The organism is Pyxidicoccus xibeiensis (assembly GCF_024198175.1).
Taxonomy (GTDB): Bacteria; Myxococcota; Myxococcia; order Myxococcales; family Myxococcaceae; genus Myxococcus; species Myxococcus xibeiensis.
In genome coordinates this window covers 1,702,719-1,720,722 of sequence record NZ_JAJVKV010000001.1, presented here as the reverse complement: position 1 = coordinate 1,720,722, position 18,004 = coordinate 1,702,719, and the positions used below count along the sequence as shown (strand labels likewise).

Below are 18,004 nucleotides of genomic sequence, written 5' to 3'. Positions count from 1 at the left end.
TTCGCGTTCCTGCAGTTGGGCTGTTGCGTGCTGCTCGCGAGCCAGGTCTAGGCGCTTGCCTGCCGGGCACCACGCAGCCCTGCACGGCGTCGAGCGAGTCCCAGAAGGATGGCCGCAGTTGGAAGCAGCGCCTGGACGGGCAGGAGCCACTCGTAGGCAGCCACGGCGGCCTCCGGCAACTCCGTGCGGATGGCTGGGCCCACGTCGGAGGAGTAGAAGTCGTCGTTGAAGCGCACGAAGGCCCAGAACGCTGCGACGAGCAACGCGGGCAGGAGCCAGATACGCCGGGGACTGCGCCCAAGGAAGAAGCACAGTGCGACCACACCAAGCGTCCCCAGCATGGGGAGCGGCTCCCAGGGTGGCGTCTCCTTGTCCATGACCTCTGCGCCGGCGGCCAGCGGCGCGAGGAATGTGGCGGCGCAGACGGCCCCGCGCATCGAGGGCTGGTTCATGCCATCAAAGTACCAGCAGTTCGCTCAGCATTCGCCGGGGTCGTGCTACCTGCTCTTGGGTAGAGCGCAGGTCCAGGATGCGCCCCTCACGCAGCCAGCCCGACGCATCCACCGTGAGCGGCGCCGCCCCCACGGCGGCCACGCGCTCCGGGGCCTTCCTCGTGAGCCACCCGAGCCACGCGCACAGCGCCGCGTCGAGCTGGTCATGCGTGGGCAGCTCTCCCTCTGCGAAGCGCAGCCCCTCAGCCTCCAGCACCGCGCGCCGCTGCTCGCGTCCCTCACGTGAGGCTTTTGCCCCCAACTTCTCCACAGCCAGCGCGCGCCACGTCGCGCCCGGAAAGGCCTCGAAGAGGCGGGCCTCGCCGAGCGCCGCCGCGTCCACGTCCAGCAGGGGCAGTCCACCCCGGGCCCGCAGCGCCGCGAACAGCAGCACGCTGCCCCTCACGAAGCCGGCGAAGGGAGGGCCCGGTACCGGCAGTACGTCCGGTGTCCTCCCGGGTGCCCGCAGCAGCCGCTCCGACTCGCGCACCGTCGCACCCGTCCGGGCCAGCGCGTGAGGCCCATCCACGACGAGCACGTCCTGGGTGCCCACGGGAAACGCCGCCGCCAGCACGCCCGGGTCGAAGCCACCGTCCCGTGACGGCGCCGGCCACCGCAGCTCCGAGAAGCGCACCCGTCCGCGCGCATCCACCTGCGCCACGTCGACCGCGCGACACTGCCGCGAGTACGGGTCCGTCAAGTCCCAGCCCACGAAACGCACGGCCTCCCTCATGCACCGGTAGCACTGCGCCGTCCATCGGAACCCGTTACAGCTCCCACCCTGATTTCCCAGGCAGGACACACGAGGTGGGACGCGCATGAACTACCGGCAGCTGGGTCGCACTGGCCTGTATGTCTCGGAGCTGTGCTTCGGCGCCATGACGTTCGGCGGCGAGGGTTTCTGGAAGGTGGTCGGTACGCAGGGCCAGGCGGAGGCGGACCGGCTCGTGGGTCGCTCCCTCGACGCGGGCATCAACTTCTTCGACACCGCCAACGTCTACTCCAACGGTGCCTCCGAGCAGCTGCTCGGCAAGGCCCTGGGCGCGAAGCGCTCCAACGTCATCCTCGCCACCAAGGTCCGCGGCCGCATGGGCCCGGGCGTCAATGACGTGGGCCTGTCGCGTGGCCACATCATGGACTCGGTACACGCGAGCCTGAAGCGGCTGGGCACCGACTACATCGACCTGTACCAGATTCACGGCTACGACCCCGTGACGCCGCTGGACGAGACGCTGCGCGCGCTCGATGACCTCGTCCACCAGGGCAAGGTGCGCTACCTGGGCGCGTCCAACCTGGCCGCGTGGCAGCTCATGAAGTCGCTGGGCATCAGCGAGCACAAGGGCCTGGCCCGCTTCGAGTCCCTGCAGGCCTACTACACGATTGCCGGACGGGATTTGGAGCGCGAGCTGGTGCCGCTGATGAAGGACCAGCAGCTGGGCCTCATGGTGTGGAGCCCGCTGGCCGGTGGCTTCCTGAGCGGCAAGTACCGCCGCGACGCGAAGGGGCCCGAGGGCGCCCGCCGCGCCGAGTTCGACTTCCCACCCGTCAACAAGGAGCGCGCCTATGACGTCATCGACGTCATGGACGGCGTGGCGAAGGAGCACGGCGTCTCCGTGGCGCGCGTGGCGCTCGCGTGGCTGCTGCACCAGCCGCATGTGACGACGCTCATCATCGGCGCGAAGACGGAGCAGCAGCTGGAGGACAACCTGGCCTGCACCACGCTCAAGCTGACGCCCGAGCAGCTCGCGAAGCTGGACGCCGCCTCGAAGCTCCCGGCCGAGTACCCGGGTTGGATGCTCGAGCGGCAGGCCGACGGTCGCGTGCCCACGCCGAAATAGGCACGGCACAGCAGGGCCGGGAAGATTCAGGGCACGTCGCGTTCCAGGGGCATCGCTTCACCACCGAACCCGAGGAACGAAATCATGAACCGTCGTGCCCTGCTGTCCGCCGCCCTGCTGTTCTCGTCCGCCTGTGGCCCCGTCCCGGAGGACATGACGTCCGTCCCCCAGGAAGCCTCCGCGCTGGCCTCCGCCGAGCAGGACCTCTGCATCCCCGTCCGCAAGCAGAACCTGCTGTCCAACCCGAGCTTCGACACCGCCAACCCCAACGGCAACCCCGTCACCACCATCACCCAGGTGCCGGGAGGCGCGGGGTGGTCCGCCGCCGCGGACTGGACGATGTTCACCAACACCGCCGGCTACATCTACTCGCGCGTGCTGCCGTCGGCGCGGCCCAACGCGGGCAGCTCCAACATGATTCAGGTGAACACGCTGGGCGCGGGCAACGGCCTGGTGCAGGTGTTCAAGCCCTTCAACATCGGGCCGCAGAAGGTCATCGCGGGCGCGTGGGTGTTCGTGCTGCGCGGCAAGGTGGGCATTGGCACCGGCAACGGTGGCAACACGGGCCTGGACACCCTCAGCCAGACGACGGGCCAGTGGGAGTACCTCACCGCGTCCAACGGCGTGTCGCCGGCCAACGAGTTCATCATCTACGCGGCGGACGCGGGCGGCGCGGAGTTCTTCGTCGACTTCGCCAGCGTGGTGGAGGCGCCCAACCTCCTGAAGAACCAGGAGTTCAACGTGCTGAGCGGGAACAGCGCCTCGGTGTCGACCCTCGTGCAGGTGCCGGGCGGCGCGGGCACCTCGGCGGCGGCGAGCTGGACGCTGTTCGCGAACACCGCGCCGGCGCGCTTCTACACCGAGGTGAAGCTCTCCACACGGGTGGCGGGCGGGCGGATGATGCGCGTCGTCACCAATGGCGAGCGCAACGGCCTGGTGCAGGTCTTCTCGTCCGACGACGTGTGTGATTTGGACGGGCCGGACCACACCGTGTCGGGCGCGTGGGTCTTCGTGCGCAGCGGCAAGGTGGGCCTGGGCACGGGCAACGGCGGCAACACGGGCATCGACACGGAGAGCACCACGCTGAACCAGTGGGAGTGGCTGAAGGCGCCCAACGGCGTGTCGCCGGCCAACGAGCTCATCCTCTACGCCACGTCGCTGACGGGCGCGGACTTCGACGTGGACTTCGCGAGCGTCCACCAGACGCCGTGAAGCGAAGCACTCAGTTCCACGGCAGGGAGGAGCGCTTCGCCCAGTACGCGCGGGGCTCCTCCACCAGGCCGTGAAGCCGTGACTCCAACTGCGCGCTCCACGTCACGGAGCGCGCGGCCACGTTGTCGCGGAGTTGCTCCACGGTGGATGCGCCGCTGAGCACGACGGAGGCCCACGGCCGCGCGAGCACCGCGGCCAGCGCGAGCGCGTCGGGTGTCACGCCCTGCTCTGCGGCCAGCTCGCGCAGGGGGCGCAGCTCCGGGCCCGTGTCGCGCGAGGTGAGCCGGCCATTGGCGACAGCCTCCTTGACGATGACGCCCCAGCCGGCGGCATGGGCCTCCTCGAGCGCGGGCCCGGCGGAGCGCTCCAGCAGGTTCCACGTGGCCTGCACGCAGGAGAACAGCGCGACGCCGTCCACGCGCACCTCCAGCGCGCGCCGCAGCACCTCCGCCTGGGAGGCTCCGCTGAGCGACAGTCCCACGACGACGCGCTGCTCCCGCAGCCGGGCCAGCGCGGAGAGGACGGCCGCGTCCTCCAGCACGCCGCTCTCGAAGGTGGCGGAGTGGACTTGATACAGCGCCAGGTGGGGCCCGAGCAGCGCGCGGCTCTCCTCGAGCTGGCGCTGGAAGGTGGCGAGGGAGTGGTCCTTCACCTCGTGGTGCTCGGCGTGGACCTGCCAGCCGGCGGTGTACGTGTAGCCCCACTTGGAGCCCACGGTGACCTGTCCCGGGCCGAGCCCACGCGCGGCGAGCCACGAGGCGAGGAAGGACTCCGCGCGGCCATAGGAGCGCGCCGCGTCGAAGTAGTGGATTCCCGCCGCATACGCGGCATCCAGCACCGCATGGGCCCGACGCTCCAGGGCGGCTTCGGAGCGGTCCCCACCCAGGTCCGAGCCATGGCCGAGGGTGATGTAGCCCGGCCTGCCGAGCGCGGCGAGGCCCAGGCCCAGCGCGGAGACGGCAGGCCCGTTGGCACCGAGGGTCCGAGTCATGACCCCCCTGCGTAGCGCACCCGGGGCGTCCAGACTGCTTCTTCCGAGGGCCGTGCAAAACGCCTGCCCATACCACAGGTGAACCCGCAGCCGCTATGCGTCATGCAAGAGCATCCAGCCTGTCACGACACCCCCCGGAGGACTGACCCTGCGGGTGGACACGCCACGCGCAGTCGATATTCTTCGGCCCACGAAGCGTTGGAAGCTGTGGACGTATTCCACGGTGCCCACGTGCAGGCCGCCCGGGCGTAACCCCAAGTCCCGGCGCTCGCGTGGAAGGAGTGCGGTTGCCCGGACGACCTTGGAGGTCCGGCGTGCGGCGGCTCCGTTGCATCGTGGGGGGCCCGCTCGGGCCCCGGGGGGCAGAGACATCCCGGGGCCCGAGTAACCTCGTTTCTCCCGCCACCCGGCTACGGCTGCGCGCCCGCCGTCTTCCCCGCGTCCTCCGCCTTGAAGGACAGCAGATAAGCCGGCTCGTCGCGCAGGCTCGCCTCCAGCAGCTCCTCCGTCAGCGCGTGCAGCGGCCACCGCTCCATCGCCGTCTTCCGGAAGCTGGCCACCGCCGCCTCCAGCGCCTCCAGCTGCGCGAGCGTCAGCACCCGCACGGCCTCGTCTCCCATGTCCTGCGCGCCGCTGCGCTGCAGCTGCAGTCCCGCCATCCGCTCCATCATCGTGGGCTGCCCCGCCATCCGCGCGCCGATGTCCCGGGCGATGCGGCCCACCCGCTTGACGCCCTCGGGAGGCATCACGCCGCGCGTGCCCACCACGCGCGTGCGCAGCACCCACGTCCCCCGGTCCGCCACGCTGCGCATCGCCACCGTCATCGCCATGGCCGCGGTGTCCGGAGCGCCGGCCTCCTTCAGGAGCCGCCGCGCCTCCTGGTAGGTGCCGGCGAAGGTGCCCTCGCGCCACAGCGGCAGCGCGGCCACCTGCTCCAGCGCGTCGATTTCCTTCGCGCTCAGCGGTGAGCCCTGCTCCGTGTCACCGATGAGCAGCAGCAGCTGGAGCTGCATCGACTGGGGGTGCGCCGCCGCCAGCGCCTCCAGCTTCTGGCGGAACACCGTCCGGGCCTCCTCGTGCGAGGCCTCCGGCAGCACGTCACCCCGCAGCGCGTCCATCACCGCCACGTAGAGGGCCGGGTCCTCCAGCCGGGGCACCTGCTTCAGCAGGAACTGCGCCATGTCCGCGTCCAGCCGCCGCGAGCCCAGCGCCAGCATCAGCTTCACGTCGTCCGAGGTGGCACGCGTCCACGCCGCCTTGAGGGCCTCGGCCTCCTGCGGGTCCGGCGGCAGCTGCGTCCCGCCCGGCAGCAGCTTGCTCTTCTGGAAGTCCGGCCGGCCCAGGGCCACCCACGTCTCGCGAAAGGCCTGCTGCCACGAGGTGCCCGCGACGCGACGCCGCTCGCGCAGCCCCTCCAGCAGCTTCAGCTCCGGCGCACGGGGGGCGATGGTCTTCAGCGCCGCCAGCGCATTGTCGGCCTCTCCGTCGTTCCCCTCCTCCATTGCCAGGCACGCCTGGATGAGGAGGGAGGGCGCGTACCTCGGTGAGAGCTTGTAGGCCTCGAACAGCTCCACGCGCGCCTTCGCCACGTCCCCGGTGGCCGCCGCCCGCGCGGCCCGGTCCGAGTGGCGCAGCATCTCCGCGTTGGCCGGGGACTTCGCCGGCTTGGAGCCATGGGCCGCATGGTCATGGCCGTCCTCGTCCGAGTGTGCGTCGGAGCGGCCGAGCTGGAAGAAGACTCCTCCCACCAGCAGCGACACCCCCAGGATGCCGACGCCCCACAGCCACTTCTTTCGCTGCGGGGGAGGCGTCTGGCCCTGGGACGGCGAGGTGGGCGGGGCAGGCGTCGGGTCCGTCATCGGCGGGGGGCTCCTGCGGGGGTGCGCCATGCGCACCACAGGGGGGGTGGGGGAGGCGCATTCCAGCCGTCCGGGCCGGGCGGAGCAAGCCGGTCCGCGTCGTGAGGCGTTGTCGGCTCCACTCCCGTCCCCCGGGAGTGATTGACGGGGAGTCCGGGCTGCTTCGGAATCCCACCAGACAGGCAGGGCACAGGAGGCCCACCCCATGGCGCTCGCGTTTCCCGTCCACCCGGTGACGGTAGGACCCATCGTCGGCTTCACCACCGACACGTCCGTGCGGCTCTGGGGGCGCGGTGAGCCTCCTCGCCCGGCAGCCGGGCGGTACTGCTACGGCATCGCCCAGGTGCTGAAGGCGGGCTCCACCACCCCCGAGCACGCCACCTACTTCAAGCTGCGCGCCGAGGACGACTTCACCGGCAGTGTCGACTTCGCGGGCCTCGAGGCCGCGCATGCCCATGCGTACCGCATGGGCTACTTCTTCTCGGACGTGGAGCAGCACCTGCTGGTGCCGCCGACGGGGCTGGACCTCCAGGGGGCCACGGCCGGTGCCTTCCGCACCGCGCGGCCGCCGGGCAGCAAGGAGCTGTCCTTCGTCTTCGGCTCGTGCCGCCACCCGGGCCCGTCCGAGGAGGAGCTGGTCGGCCTGGGCAACCGCGGCGACCGCATCTTCGGCACCATCCTGGAGCAGGCCGAGCGCATGCCCACGGACCTGCTCCTCATGGTGGGGGACCAGGTCTACGCCGACGTGCGGCGCGACGTGCGCACCTTCGAGGAGTACTGCGCCACGTACCGCCAGGCCTTCACCCAGCCTTTCTTGAGGAAGCTGATGGCGAAGGTGCCCACGTACATGACGATGGACGACCACGAGCTCGTGGACAACTGGTCCATGGACAAGCTGGTGGACCCGGCGCTGAGCAACGAGGAGCGCTGGGCGAACCGGGTGCGCTTCCTCGCGGCGATTGAAGCGTACCGCGCCTACCAGGTGGTGCACGGGCCGGCGCTGGAGCGGCGGGACGTGGAGGGACTCACCAACACGCTGACGCGCTACTGGTACGACTTCCAGGTGGGGCCCGCGCGCTTCTTCGTCCTGGACACGCGCACGGAGCGCTACCACAGCGCGCGGCCGCCGCAGCTGCTCGGCCCGCCGCAGGTGGACGCGCTGAAGCACTGGCTGGTGAAGGACCCGGGCGGGCTGAAGTTCGTGGTGTCCTCGGTGCCCTTCTTCCCGGACGTGAAGCTGGCGGGCCTGGCGGCGGTGGAGCGCAAGGACAAGTGGGCGGGCTTCCTGCACCAGCGCCAGCACCTGCTGGACTTCATCCGCGACAACGGCGTGCGCCGCGTGGTGTTCCTCTCCGGAGACATCCACGCGTCGCTGTGGAGCGAGCTGCGCTGCACGTCACGGCCGGACTTCCGCCTCTACTCCATCATCTCCTCGGCCTTCGCCGCGCCGGCCTTCGTCCCGCCGGAGTTCATGTACGAGCAGTCCGGCATCCTCGACGGGCAGTCGGACTACGTCATCGCCCGGCACGGCGGCTACGTGCAGCTGAGCAACTTCACCCGGGTGACGTGGGAGGAGCCGGAGCTGCGCGTGCAGGTGTTCGAGCGCAAGGGCGCGCTCCTCCAGGACGCACGGCTCCGGCTGGACGCATGAGGCGCGCCGTCAGTCCTTGTCGTAGGTAAGCTTGGAGCCGCCGCTGGTGTCCACGTCGCTCTTGCCCGGGCGGCGTACCAGCTGGATGACGCTGCCGCCGGACGCGTCCCCGGTGACGCTGTCGGAGACGTCGGCTTCCACGCGCGAGCCACCGCTGGCCTCGGCCTCCAGCGTCTTCACGCCGCTGACCTCCAGGGCGCGCACCACGGCGCCACCGCTGGCCTCGGCGTCCAGCTCCCGGGCGCGGCCGGACAGCGTCACGCGCGAGCCGCCGCTGGCCTCGGCATCCACCTTGCGCGCGTCCACGCCACGGACGGAGACGATGGCGCCGCCGCTCGCATCGGCGTCGAACTCATCCGTGTCGGTGGCCTCGGCTTCGACGTGGCTGCCGCCGCTGGCGCTCACGCCTTCCACCTTGGGGTTGGAGACGTAGAGGCGCACCTTGCTGCCGCGGAAGTTGTTGAAGAGGCCCTCGCGCTCGATTTCGGTGGTGAGGATGCCGTCCTTCACCTTCATCTTCACGCGGGCCAGCAGGTCCGCCGGCCCCTCGAGGCGTACGGACTTGGGACCGACCTTCACCTCGGCCTTGATGCCGTGGCTGACCGACACGCTGTCGAAGTCGGGGACGTCACGGACCTCGCCCTGCTGCGACGAGGCGGTGTCCTCCTTACGTGGCTCCTGAACCTGGGCCTGGGCCTGGGCGCAGGCGGACAGCGAGAGGGCGGAGACGAGAAGGGAGAGGCGGGCAGTCTTCATGGGCGCGCTCCAAAGGAAAGGAGCCCCGGCCAGGGCTCCGTCATGGATGGCTACGACCGGTCCTGAAAGCCATTGCATGGCGCTGCGCGCTACTGGTCGGACAGCATCGCCAGGGGGGTCCGCACGGCGGTGGTCTCCCCGGGCTTGATGTCCACGGACAGCCTCATCGCCTTTCCCTCGCCGTCCACCAGCTTCAGGGCGTGCTTCCCGGAGGGGAGCTTCACCTTGAAGAGGGGCGTGGCACCGAGCTCCCGGCCGCCGACGAACACCTTGGCGGAGGGCTCGGTGACCAGGGTGAGGAAGCCGGGCTCGACTGCCGGAGTGCCCTCCGAGCTGCCTTCCGCTGCACTCCCGGCGGCGGCTCCCTCGGTAGTGCGGGACTTCTTGGTGGCGGGCTGGGCACGCTTGGCGACGGTACGAGATTTCTTGCTGGAGGCGGCGCTCGCCTCCGCGGCCGCTGGGGACTCTGCGTCAGCGGTAGCGGTCTCCGACTCATCCGACGGAGCGTCGGCGCGCGCTGTGGGCTCTGGATTCGAGGGCGCGGTGCCAGGAGGCTCCGCCGCCGGACGCAGCGAGTCCGTGGGGGGGCCTGCCTTGGACTCCGCCGTGTCGGTGGCAGCTGCCACCGGGCCGGGGTTGGCCGGAGGGCCCTCGCCGGGGCCGGCGGCCACCGCGGCCACGGGCTCGGTGTTCACGGGAGCGGGGGCAGGAGTACCGGGCTTCGGGCGCAGGCTGAACCGTGCGAGCCCGGGGCCCAGCCGCGAGGAGATGAGGCCTCCATCCAGTCCGAGCAGCACCGCTCCGGCGCCCACGCCCACGAGCAGCAGGACTCCCGCGAGGGCGCCCCACACCCGGTTCCGGCGCTGACGGCGGCCGCCCTGGGTGTTCTCGGCGTCGTCGTCTCCGAGGTCCTCGTCATCTTCGGGGATGGAGGCGAGCACGGGCTGGGTCCGGGCTTCGGACTCGGTGAAGACGGACGGGGGCAGCGGCGGCCGGCGCCGGCTCGTGCCACCCCGGCGAGGCGTGTGGGGCGGCGTCACGGAGAGGGTTTCGTCCGGATGCTCCGGGGGAGGCCGCTGCGGGCGGGGTGCTGGCTTCTGCGAGTCCCGCTCGGTGGCAGGCGTGGACGTCCGGGGTATCGCCGCGCGCGGCTCGCGCTCGGAAGGAGGCGTGGAGGTCCGGGCCGGCTGCGCGTCGCGCTCGGCGGACGGCATCCGGACCATGGCCGTCTGCAAATCCCGCTCGGCGGGAGGAGGCGTGGAGGTCCGGGCCGGCTGCGCGTCGCGCTCGGCGGATGGCATCCGGACCATGGCCGTCTGCAAATCCCGCTCGGCGGGAGGAGGCGTGGAGGTCCGGGCCGGCTGCGCGTCGCGCTCCGCAGAGGACGCTGAGCCTCGGCCCATCTGGGCCTCACGCTCCGAAGAAGACGCGGAGCCTCGGCCCTGCTGCACGTCACGGTCCACAGAAGATGCGGAGCCCCGGCCCTGCTGCGCATCCCGCTCCGAAGAAGACGCGGACGCGCGAGCTCCCTGCGCGTCACGGTCCGGAGCAACCGGTGTCCGGACCATCGCGGTCTGCAGGTCGCGCTCCGGGTCCGACGGCGGGCGCATCATCGCCGTCTGCAGGTCCCGCTCTGAGGGAGGCGGCAGGGGCGCGGTGATGCGCAGATGGTCGTTCGTGCGCGGACCCCGGACACGCGACTCCTCCGCGGCGGTGCGAGCGGCCGTCTCCGGCGGAGCCACGGTGCGCATGCCCTCCAGGGTGCTGCGGCCAGTGCGGGGCCGTGGCTCGCCCCTCGGCGCCTCCTCGGCATCCGACGCCGCGCGCGAGCCCGCGCGCGCGAGCAGCTCCTGGGAGAGCTGCTGCGTGGAGGGCTGCGTCGTGCGGAAGCTCGGGTCCTGGGACTGGAGCGCGGAGCGGTTCGGCTGCGTGCGAGCAGCGCTCTCCTGCGCTGGCTCGGAAGGAGGCGGCGGAGGAGTCCTGGCCTCCGCTGGCGGACGAGGACCCTCACCAGACGGGGGCCGCGTGGCCACGCGCTTCTGCGGTGGACCCTGCACCCCGGGCTTGCGCAGAGGGCCTTCGTCGGATGCGGCAGACGGCGGAGGCGTGGGGACGCCGGTCGTCGCACGCCGGGGCGAAGGCGAGCCATGAGGCGGCGTGACGGGCTTGCCCTGCGCGGGCGGCTTCACCGTGGGCACCGCCACCGAAGCCTCCGAGCCCATGGCCAGCACCCGCGCCACGCTCAGCTCGTTCGTCGTGTCCGCGGCCTGTCCGCTCGCCAGCAGCTGCCGCGTCTGCTCGCGCCGGTCGGAGAAGAGGCGGCGCATCAGCTCGCTGCTCTGCTCCGGGTGCCAGATGAGCGGGCCCACCGCGCGCTCCAGGGCGCGGGCGAACTCCAGCGTCGTGGCGTACCGGTCCTCGCGCCGCCGCGCGAGCGCGCGCATCACGATGGCGTCCAGCTCCGGCGGCACCAGCTTGTTGGTGCGCGAAGGCGGCGTCACGTCGCACTTCAGCACCGCGTTCATCATCGCCTCGGCCTGCTTCGCGTAGAACAACCGCATGCCGGTGAGGCACTCGTGCAGCACCACGCCCAGGCTGAACAAGTCACTGCGCGCGTCCAGCGGCTCACCCATGATCTGCTCGGGCGACATGTACCCGCTGGTGCCCTTCACCATGCCCACCGCGGTGCGGCTGGCGCGGGCCAGGCTCTTGGCGATGCCGAAGTCGAGCAGCTTGGTGACGCCCTCGTACGTCACCATGATGTTCTTCTCCGCCACGTCACGGTGGATGACGGGGGAGGGGTGACCCAGCGGGTCCGTGAAGGTGTGCGCGTAGTGGAGCGCCACGGCGGTGTCACGCACCGCCATCAGGCTGTAGCCCAGCGGGATGGGGTGGTGGGCCTGCCGGCACGCGCGCGCCACCTCCACCAGCGTGGCGCCCGGCACGAACTCCATGGACAGGAACAGCTCGCCGTCGGCGATGTCCAGGTCGTACACCTGGGCGATGTGCGGGTGGTTGAACGCGGCCGTCACCTTGGCCTCGTCCAGGAACATCCGGACGAACTCTTCCTCCCCGCGGATGTCCGGCAGAATCTGCTTCAGCACCACCAGCTTGCGAAAGCCCGCGAGCCCGCGCTGCGACGCGAGGAAGATCTCCGCCATCCCGCCCGTGGACAGGCGGCAGAGCACCTCATACTTGCCCAGCGTCCGCGTCTCGGGCGCCAGGGGCAGCGTCGTTCCACTCATCGGAATGCCGCGAATCTACACCGTGAGCCGGACGTACGGGAAAGCCCCGCCCCCTCCGGTCTGATACCAGACTCCACGACTTCCAGGGATGGGCGGAATTGGGCGCCCACCTCGGAGGAACTTGAAGCCTGATTCAGGTAAGGAATCGTATGATGACCCGACCTGCCAGGGTGCCTGCCTGCTCAGCGTGCGGGGGCCGGAGGAATCGGCCTCAGCCGCTCGGCGGGGATGGGCTGCTTGCGCTGGTGGAGGCTGGACCAGATGAGGCGGGCGGTGGCGGTGCCGGTGTTCTCGTAGACCTCCATGCGGAGGCTGTACGCGCGGCCCGCCTCGAGGAGCACGGGCGGTGACGCGTCCTCGGTCGTCTCATGGACGGTCCAGTTGTCGATGAGGAGCTGCCCGTTCACCCAGAGCCGGACGCCGTCGTTGCTCTGGGTGTGGAAGGTGTAGGCCTCCGAGTGGAGGGGGATGACGCTGCCCGTCCAGCGGACGGTGAAGGTGTTCTCGTCCATGGAGGGGTCCGGCGAGTCGGTGCCCCAGCGGAAGTCCACGGAGGGGTCCACGCGCTCCAGCTTCGTGCCGGTGAAGTCGGGCCCGTCGTAGTACTCGGCGCGCAGGCCGGTGCTGGCGGTGACGGGGGTGAAGACGGCGGTGTAGCGCGTGTCCACCTCGGGCGTGCGCACCTCCTGCTGCGCGGCGCCGCCGTGGGCCCAGTGGGAAAAGACATACGTGACGCCGCCCAGGAGCTGGGGTGTCACGACGCCGAGCTGACGGCGCACGCCCACCACGCCCTGCACCTCCACCGGAGTGACGTGGGGCTGCCCGTCGAGCGTCACCCACAGCCCGGAGGGTTGCGAGGCCAGGGTGAGCTTCACCGTCCGCGGGAGGACGTCGCGGAACACCGCGTGCGTGGCGCCGCTGGAGTCCACCACGGAGAGGTGGATGCGGTACCAGACGTCCGCGGCCACCTCGCCGATGTCCGGCACGATGAAGCTGCCGGAGCGCATGCCCGAGGTGGCAGGCAGGAAGGGGTGGTGGTGCTCGGCATGGTGGAAGTCCACGCGCCAGGTGAAGGCGCTGGCGGGCAGCGTGCCGTCCTCCGCGTCGGTGGCGGTGGCGGAGAAGCTGATGGCGTCCGTGGCGCGGTACCGCGTGCCGGTGGCGGGAGTGAGGAGGGTGGCGACGGGCGCGGTGCCGGGGAGCACGGTGAGGACGGCCTCGTTGCTCAGCACGGAGCCCAGGGCATTGGACACCCGCGCGCGGAAGCGGGCGCCTGTGTCGGCCGCCGTCACGGCCGGCAGCGTGAGGCTGCAGCCCGTCTGGCCCGGGAGGTCCACGCGGTTGCGCTGCCACTGGCAGCCCAGGGGCGCGGTGCCGGTGGCCTCCACGGTGAAGGTGACGGGACGGCCCGCCACCACGCTGACGCTGTCCGGGTGGCGGCTGATGACGGGCGCGCCGGTGTTGCCGGTGTAGCGGATGCGGCGCACGGACTCCTCGCCGCGGTCCAGGTAGTAGAGGCTGCCGTCCGGCCCCACGGCCAGGTCCACCGGGGCATCGAGGCCGCTGGCGAACAGCTCTGTGGTGCCCGTCGCGGGGTGGAGCATGCGAATCCATCCACCGCAGTAGTCCGCGAAGAAGTAGCGCCCCACGTAGGTGGAGGGGAACTGGGCCACGGGCGGGTTGTAGAAGGTGCCGCCGGCGATGGCACAGCCCAGCGCGGTGCCGGAGCCATGGCCATAGGCATGCAGCGGGCTGCGGAAGCGCGGGTTGGTGGTGGGGCCCTCGGTGTCGGGCCAGCCGTAGTTGGCGCCGGCCACGCCCTCGTTGATCTCCTCCCAGCGGGACTGGCCCACGTCGTTGATGAAGATGCGGCCGGTGCCCGGCTGCACGGCGAAGCTGAAGGGGTTGCGCAGGCCGAGCGCCCAGATGGAGCGGTAGATGCCGGTGGTGCTCGCGTAGAAGGGGTTGTCGGTGGGGATGGAGCCGTCACGGTTCAGGCGCAGCATCTTCCCCTTCACGGTGGTGAGCAGACGCGAGTTGGACGACGTCGCGTTGTCACCCACGGCGGCATAGAGCTTCCCGTCCACGCCGAAGTGGAGGGCGCCGCCGTTGTGGGTGGAGGCGGAGCTGAGCGGGTCCAGCTCCAGCAGGATGACCTCGCTGCCGGGGACGGCGAGGTTGCCGCTGGCGGTGAAGCGGCTGATGCGGTTGCGGAGGATGGGCGAGGGAGACGTGTAATAGACATACACATACGGCTGCTGGGGAAAGCCCGGGTCGAAGGCCACGCCGAGCAGGCCGCGCTCGCCGTTGTCATCCACGGCCACGGTGAGGAAGGGGGCGGCCAGCAGCGCTCCGTTCTGGATGACGCGCAGGGTGCCTTCCTGCTCGCAGACGAAGATGCGCCCGTCGGGGGCGATGGCCATCGCCGTGGGACTGTCGAGGTCGTCCGTGAGCTCGGTGTCGGTGAAGAGGGGAGGTACGGCGGCGGAGCGGTGCTGGCCGAGGTGCTCGGGGTCGGGCTCGAAGCCGGGCTCGGAAGTGGGCGCGGGCTCCGAGCAACCCGCGAGGCACAGCAGGCAGGCGAGGGGCACGAGGAACAGGTGGCTGCGCATGGCGTCACGCTCCGATGAAGGGGTGCCGGCGCTTTCAGTGCGTCGTCACGCGCGAAGGTGGAGCGAGGGGACGCGCGTGGAAGGGCGCACGGCGCGGCGTTGTCGGGAAGCGGAGATTGACCCGGAGCGAGTGGGAGGGATGCGCCAGCAGCCTCCGACTCCGAGGATGGGCGGTGTTGGCGGGTGATGGAGTACTACCAGTCCGGTAGACACACCCAGGGGCGGGCGGGCTTCTTTCCGTGCTGGCAGGTGTAGCCCTCGGCGCAGGTGTTCGGTCCCTGCGGGTCACAGCTGGGGAGGCAGCGCCACCGGTCGCACGTGAAGCCCTCGCGGCAGGGAGGAAGGTCCGGGCCACACTCCTCGACGCACTCCGTCCATGCCTTGCCGGGTTTCTCCACCGAGGCCCTGAGTCTGCACTTGCGGCCATCGGGACACGGCGACGCCTGGCAGTTGGGGCCGTAGAGCACCGCGCACTGCGAGACTCCGTCGTCGTGACGCATGCAGTGCTGCCCTTCAGGGCACCCGCGTTTCTCACAGGTCGGCAGACAGATGGGCTCGGGCGGCACGTCTCCGCAGAAGAAGCCATCCGGGCAGCTCGCGGGTTCATCCAGGCGGCAGGGACGGCCGCACCATGCAGGCTTGGAGTCGGCACACAGCAGACCCGACTCACACGCATCCAGCCGGTCCGATGGAAGTGGGAGGCACTCCTCACCTTCCTTGCGCACGCCCAGTGGGACGCAGAAGCCGAAGAGCACTCCCTTGTTCGCGGAGGCCACTTTTCGGCAGACGAGCCCGTCCGGGCACTGGGAATCCGCCATGCACTGGCTGTCAGTGCAGTAGTGGGTGAAGACCCGGGAGTCTGTCAGGCAGCCCATCGGAGGTTCGCAGTCCGCATCCCTCCGGCACTTGCGATGATAGGTCACCCGTTGCATGCGCTCCTCGAAGGAGAGCACCGGGCTGACCGGTGTGCCTTCGGTCGAGGAGGCCGGCGCTTCCGTCCGCAGGCTGACCACCAGCACGAGCACCAGGGGTACCGGCAGGAGCGCACCCGCGATACCCCCGAGGGCCATCCGCCAGTTCATGAGCCACACTCCCGGATGCACTCCTCGAGCTCCTCGGCATCCTTGATTCCGTCGCAGAGCCTCCAGAACTCGTCATTGGTACAGCCATGCTCTTCGAGCAACTGCTTCACGTCCTTGTGGGCCGCCCTGTCCAGCACACCTCCCGGCATGTGATTGCGAGGGCAGCCCGTCAGGACCGCCAGCAGCGACACGTCCACGCACACAGTTCGCCAACGCATCCGCGGTCCCCCCGGCGAGAAGCAGGCCGCTCGACAGTAGCAGGCCCCCGGGGACCGACACTTCCCGCGCACTTCCGCCTCCGTCCTGCCGTGGACACGCTCCACCGGGCACGAAGTGGGCTAAGACGCGCCCCAAGGCACATGGACACTTCCGCTTCCCCGCGCACCGTCACCGGGCGCATCGACGTACATCCTCGCGGCTTCGGCTTCCTCACCGTGCAGACTCCCGGCACGCACGAGGTGCTCTCCGCCTTCATTCCTCCCCCCGACCTCAACCCCTACTTCGCGGGCGACATCGTCACCGCCACCGTGACGGCGGCCGCGGACGGACGCTGGACGGCGAGCGGCCTGTCGCTGGTGGAGCGCCCTCGCACCCAGGTCTACGGCGAGGTGGTGCTGCGCAAGGGCGCGCCCCTGCTTCGCGTGGACCGCGAGGTGGCCAACGCGGACTGGGTGCTCGACACCGGCGGCACCGAGGTGAAGTTCGGCGACGCCGTGGTGGCGCGCATCGCCGACGGCAAGGTGGTGCTGCTCTACCGCATCGACCCCGGCGAGGACCGCTCGCTCGAGCGCGTCATCGCCCGGCACGGCCTGCGCAAGTCCTTCCCCGCCGAGGCGGTGGACGAGGCCCGCCGCGCCAGCGCGGTGCCGCATGCGCTCGGCGCCCGGCGGGACTTGCGCTCCATCCCCACGGTGACGGTGGATGCACCGTCGACGCGGGACATCGACGACGCCATCTCCGTGCTGCCCGCCGGACCGGACGGCGCGCTGCGGCTGCTGGTGTCCATCGCGGACGTGGGCGAGTACGTGGCGGAGGGCTCGGCGCTGGACGCGGAGGCGCGTGAGCGGGCCACCAGCGTGTACCTCGCGGGACGCGTGCTGCCGATGCTGCCGGAGGAGCTGTCCTCGCACTGGCTCAGCCTGGTGCCCGGCGAGGAGCGCCTGTGCCTCACGGTGGAGCTGCGCATCGACCCGCAGGGGCGGGTGACGGCCGCGGACGTGTACGAGAGCATCATCCGCTCGTGGGCGCGGCTGAACTACGACGAGGTGGGCGCCTTCCTGGACCGGGGCGAGGTGTCCCCGCCCATGGAGCCGGTGAAGGACGTCATGCCGTGGTTCCGCCTGGCCGCGGCACGGCTCGCGGTGGCGCGGGCGGCGCGCGGCGGCATGGAGTTCGCGCGGGAAGAGGCGCGCTTCACCTTCGACGAGACGACGGGCGAGCTGTCCGGCCTCGTGAGCGAGCGGCTCACGTCCGCGCACGGGATGATTGAGCGCTTCATGGTGGCGGCGAACGAGGCCATCGCCACGTGGCTGCTGGCGCGCGGCCTGCCGGGCGTGTTCCGCGTACACGAGCAGCCGGACATGGTCCGGGTGGCGGACCTCAACGCCTTCGCCGAGCACTCGGGCTTCGCGGCGGGCTTCGGCCGCGAGCTGACGCCATTGGCGCTGGCCGCGTTCGACCGGCAGATTGCCGGCGCGGCGGCGGAGGCGGCGCTGCGCTCGGTGCTGCACCGCTCGCTGGGCCCGTCGCGCTACACGGTGAAGCCGCTGCCGCACTTCGGGCTGGCGGCGCCGCTGTACCTGCACTTCACCTCGCCCATCCGCCGCTACGCGGACCTGGCGGTGCACCGCACGCTGAAGGCGTACCTGCGCGGGCGGCGGGACTTCGTGGACGAGGACCCGGCGATGGAGGCGCTCGCGGGCCACATCAACGCGAAGGCGCGCGCCGCGGCCCGGGCGGAGACGGACCGGCACCGCGTGCTGGAGGCGCGGTGGATGGAGGCGCGCGTGGGCCAGCAGTTCCCCGCTCGCGTGACGCGGGTGAAGCCCTTCGGCCTGGTGGCGCAGCTGGACGGCATGCTGGTGGAGGGCGTGGTGCCCACCGACGCCCTGCCGGGCGGCCCCTTCCGGCCGGACGCGCGCGAGCTGTCGCTGGTGGGCAAGGAGCGGACCTTCACCGTAGGCATGCCGGTGACGGTGAAGGTCGTCTCCACTGACGAGCAGCTCGGCCGCGTGGAGCTGGCGCTGGTGACGTAGCCCCCCGCGGGC

General features: G+C 71.1%; 12 protein-coding genes. 4 read left to right on the top strand and 8 right to left on the bottom strand.

All coding sequences use genetic code 11. The features are described 5' to 3' along the window. Positions 1-47: 47 nt before the first annotated feature. Together LXT23_RS06920 and LXT23_RS06915 are read right to left on the bottom strand one after the other, a co-directional pair. Positions 48-452: a hypothetical protein gene (locus LXT23_RS06920; RefSeq protein ID WP_253979267.1), complete on the bottom strand. Its 405-nt coding sequence runs from the start codon at positions 450-452 to the stop codon at positions 48-50. A 4-nt stretch (positions 453-456) separates the two neighbouring features. Continuing rightward, the gene (locus LXT23_RS06915) at positions 457-1,212 is read right to left on the bottom strand and encodes a DUF429 domain-containing protein (protein ID WP_253979266.1); all 756 of its coding nucleotides are present in this window, start codon (positions 1,210-1,212) and stop codon (positions 457-459) included. A gap of 97 nt (positions 1,213-1,309) precedes the next feature. Between LXT23_RS06915 and LXT23_RS06910 the strand changes: the two genes are divergently transcribed. Both LXT23_RS06910 and LXT23_RS06905 read left to right on the top strand, forming a co-directional pair. Continuing rightward, entirely contained in the window at positions 1,310-2,329 is a 1,020-nt protein-coding gene (locus tag LXT23_RS06910) for an aldo/keto reductase (RefSeq protein WP_253979265.1), read from the top strand. An 84-nt stretch (positions 2,330-2,413) separates the two neighbouring features. Further along, positions 2,414-3,541 carry a hypothetical protein gene (locus LXT23_RS06905; protein WP_253979264.1) on the top strand — a complete coding sequence of 376 codons (1,128 nt, stop codon included), beginning with the start codon at positions 2,414-2,416 and terminating at the stop codon, positions 3,539-3,541. 10 nt (positions 3,542-3,551) lie between these two features. On the opposite strand, the gene LXT23_RS06900 is transcribed toward LXT23_RS06905, so the two are convergent. Beyond that, entirely contained in the window at positions 3,552-4,532 is a 981-nt protein-coding gene (locus LXT23_RS06900; protein ID WP_253979263.1) for an aldo/keto reductase, read from the bottom strand. Positions 4,533-4,942: 410 nt separating this feature from the next. Further along, positions 4,943-6,391, bottom strand: coding sequence for a hypothetical protein (locus LXT23_RS06895; RefSeq protein WP_253979262.1), 1,449 nt, complete (start codon positions 6,389-6,391; stop codon positions 4,943-4,945). 205 nt (positions 6,392-6,596) lie between these two features. Between LXT23_RS06895 and LXT23_RS06890 the strand changes: the two genes are divergently transcribed. Then, positions 6,597-8,042 (top strand): alkaline phosphatase D family protein, encoded by a 1,446-nt coding sequence (locus LXT23_RS06890; protein WP_253979261.1) that lies wholly within the window; start codon positions 6,597-6,599, stop codon positions 8,040-8,042. A gap of 9 nt (positions 8,043-8,051) precedes the next feature. On the opposite strand, the gene LXT23_RS06885 is transcribed toward LXT23_RS06890, so the two are convergent. From LXT23_RS06885 to LXT23_RS06870, 4 genes are all read right to left on the bottom strand, one after another. Continuing rightward, positions 8,052-8,798, bottom strand: a complete 747-nt coding sequence (locus LXT23_RS06885) for a head GIN domain-containing protein (protein ID WP_253979260.1) — start codon at positions 8,796-8,798, stop codon at positions 8,052-8,054. A gap of 89 nt (positions 8,799-8,887) precedes the next feature. Then, positions 8,888-12,043, bottom strand: a complete 3,156-nt coding sequence (locus tag LXT23_RS06880; protein WP_253979259.1) for a protein kinase domain-containing protein — start codon at positions 12,041-12,043, stop codon at positions 8,888-8,890. 182 nt (positions 12,044-12,225) lie between these two features. Continuing rightward, complete coding sequence (locus tag LXT23_RS06875; RefSeq protein WP_253979258.1) at positions 12,226-14,655, bottom strand: PQQ-dependent sugar dehydrogenase; 2,430 nt, start codon at positions 14,653-14,655, stop codon at positions 12,226-12,228. 1,078 nt (positions 14,656-15,733) lie between these two features. Continuing rightward, positions 15,734-15,955 (bottom strand): hypothetical protein, encoded by a 222-nt coding sequence (locus LXT23_RS06870; protein ID WP_253979257.1) that lies wholly within the window; start codon positions 15,953-15,955, stop codon positions 15,734-15,736. Between the two features lie 141 nt (positions 15,956-16,096). On the opposite strand from LXT23_RS06870, the gene LXT23_RS06865 reads away from it, so the two are divergent. After that, a complete protein-coding gene (locus LXT23_RS06865; protein WP_253979256.1) occupies positions 16,097-17,992 on the top strand; it encodes a ribonuclease R family protein in 1,896 nt (631 codons plus the stop codon). Positions 17,993-18,004: the final 12 nt, after the last annotated feature.

What these genes read in the sequence shown, in the direction of transcription:
- LXT23_RS06920 (WP_253979267.1), bottom strand. Translation starts at nt 452, where the DNA reads ATGAACCAGCCCTCGATGCGCGGGGCCGTCTGCGCCGCCACATTCCTC.
- LXT23_RS06910 (WP_253979265.1), top strand. Translation starts at nt 1,310, where the DNA reads ATGAACTACCGGCAGCTGGGTCGCACTGGCCTGTATGTCTCGGAGCTG.
- LXT23_RS06905 (WP_253979264.1), top strand. Translation starts at nt 2,414, where the DNA reads ATGAACCGTCGTGCCCTGCTGTCCGCCGCCCTGCTGTTCTCGTCCGCC.
- LXT23_RS06900 (WP_253979263.1), bottom strand. Translation starts at nt 4,532, where the DNA reads ATGACTCGGACCCTCGGTGCCAACGGGCCTGCCGTCTCCGCGCTGGGC.
- LXT23_RS06895 (WP_253979262.1), bottom strand. Translation starts at nt 6,391, where the DNA reads ATGACGGACCCGACGCCTGCCCCGCCCACCTCGCCGTCCCAGGGCCAG.
- LXT23_RS06890 (WP_253979261.1), top strand. Translation starts at nt 6,597, where the DNA reads ATGGCGCTCGCGTTTCCCGTCCACCCGGTGACGGTAGGACCCATCGTC.
- LXT23_RS06885 (WP_253979260.1), bottom strand. Translation starts at nt 8,798, where the DNA reads ATGAAGACTGCCCGCCTCTCCCTTCTCGTCTCCGCCCTCTCGCTGTCC.
- LXT23_RS06880 (WP_253979259.1), bottom strand. Translation starts at nt 12,043, where the DNA reads ATGAGTGGAACGACGCTGCCCCTGGCGCCCGAGACGCGGACGCTGGGC.
- LXT23_RS06875 (WP_253979258.1), bottom strand. Translation starts at nt 14,655, where the DNA reads ATGCGCAGCCACCTGTTCCTCGTGCCCCTCGCCTGCCTGCTGTGCCTC.
- LXT23_RS06870 (WP_253979257.1), bottom strand. Translation starts at nt 15,955, where the DNA reads ATGCGTTGGCGAACTGTGTGCGTGGACGTGTCGCTGCTGGCGGTCCTG.
- LXT23_RS06865 (WP_253979256.1), top strand. Translation starts at nt 16,097, where the DNA reads ATGGACACTTCCGCTTCCCCGCGCACCGTCACCGGGCGCATCGACGTA.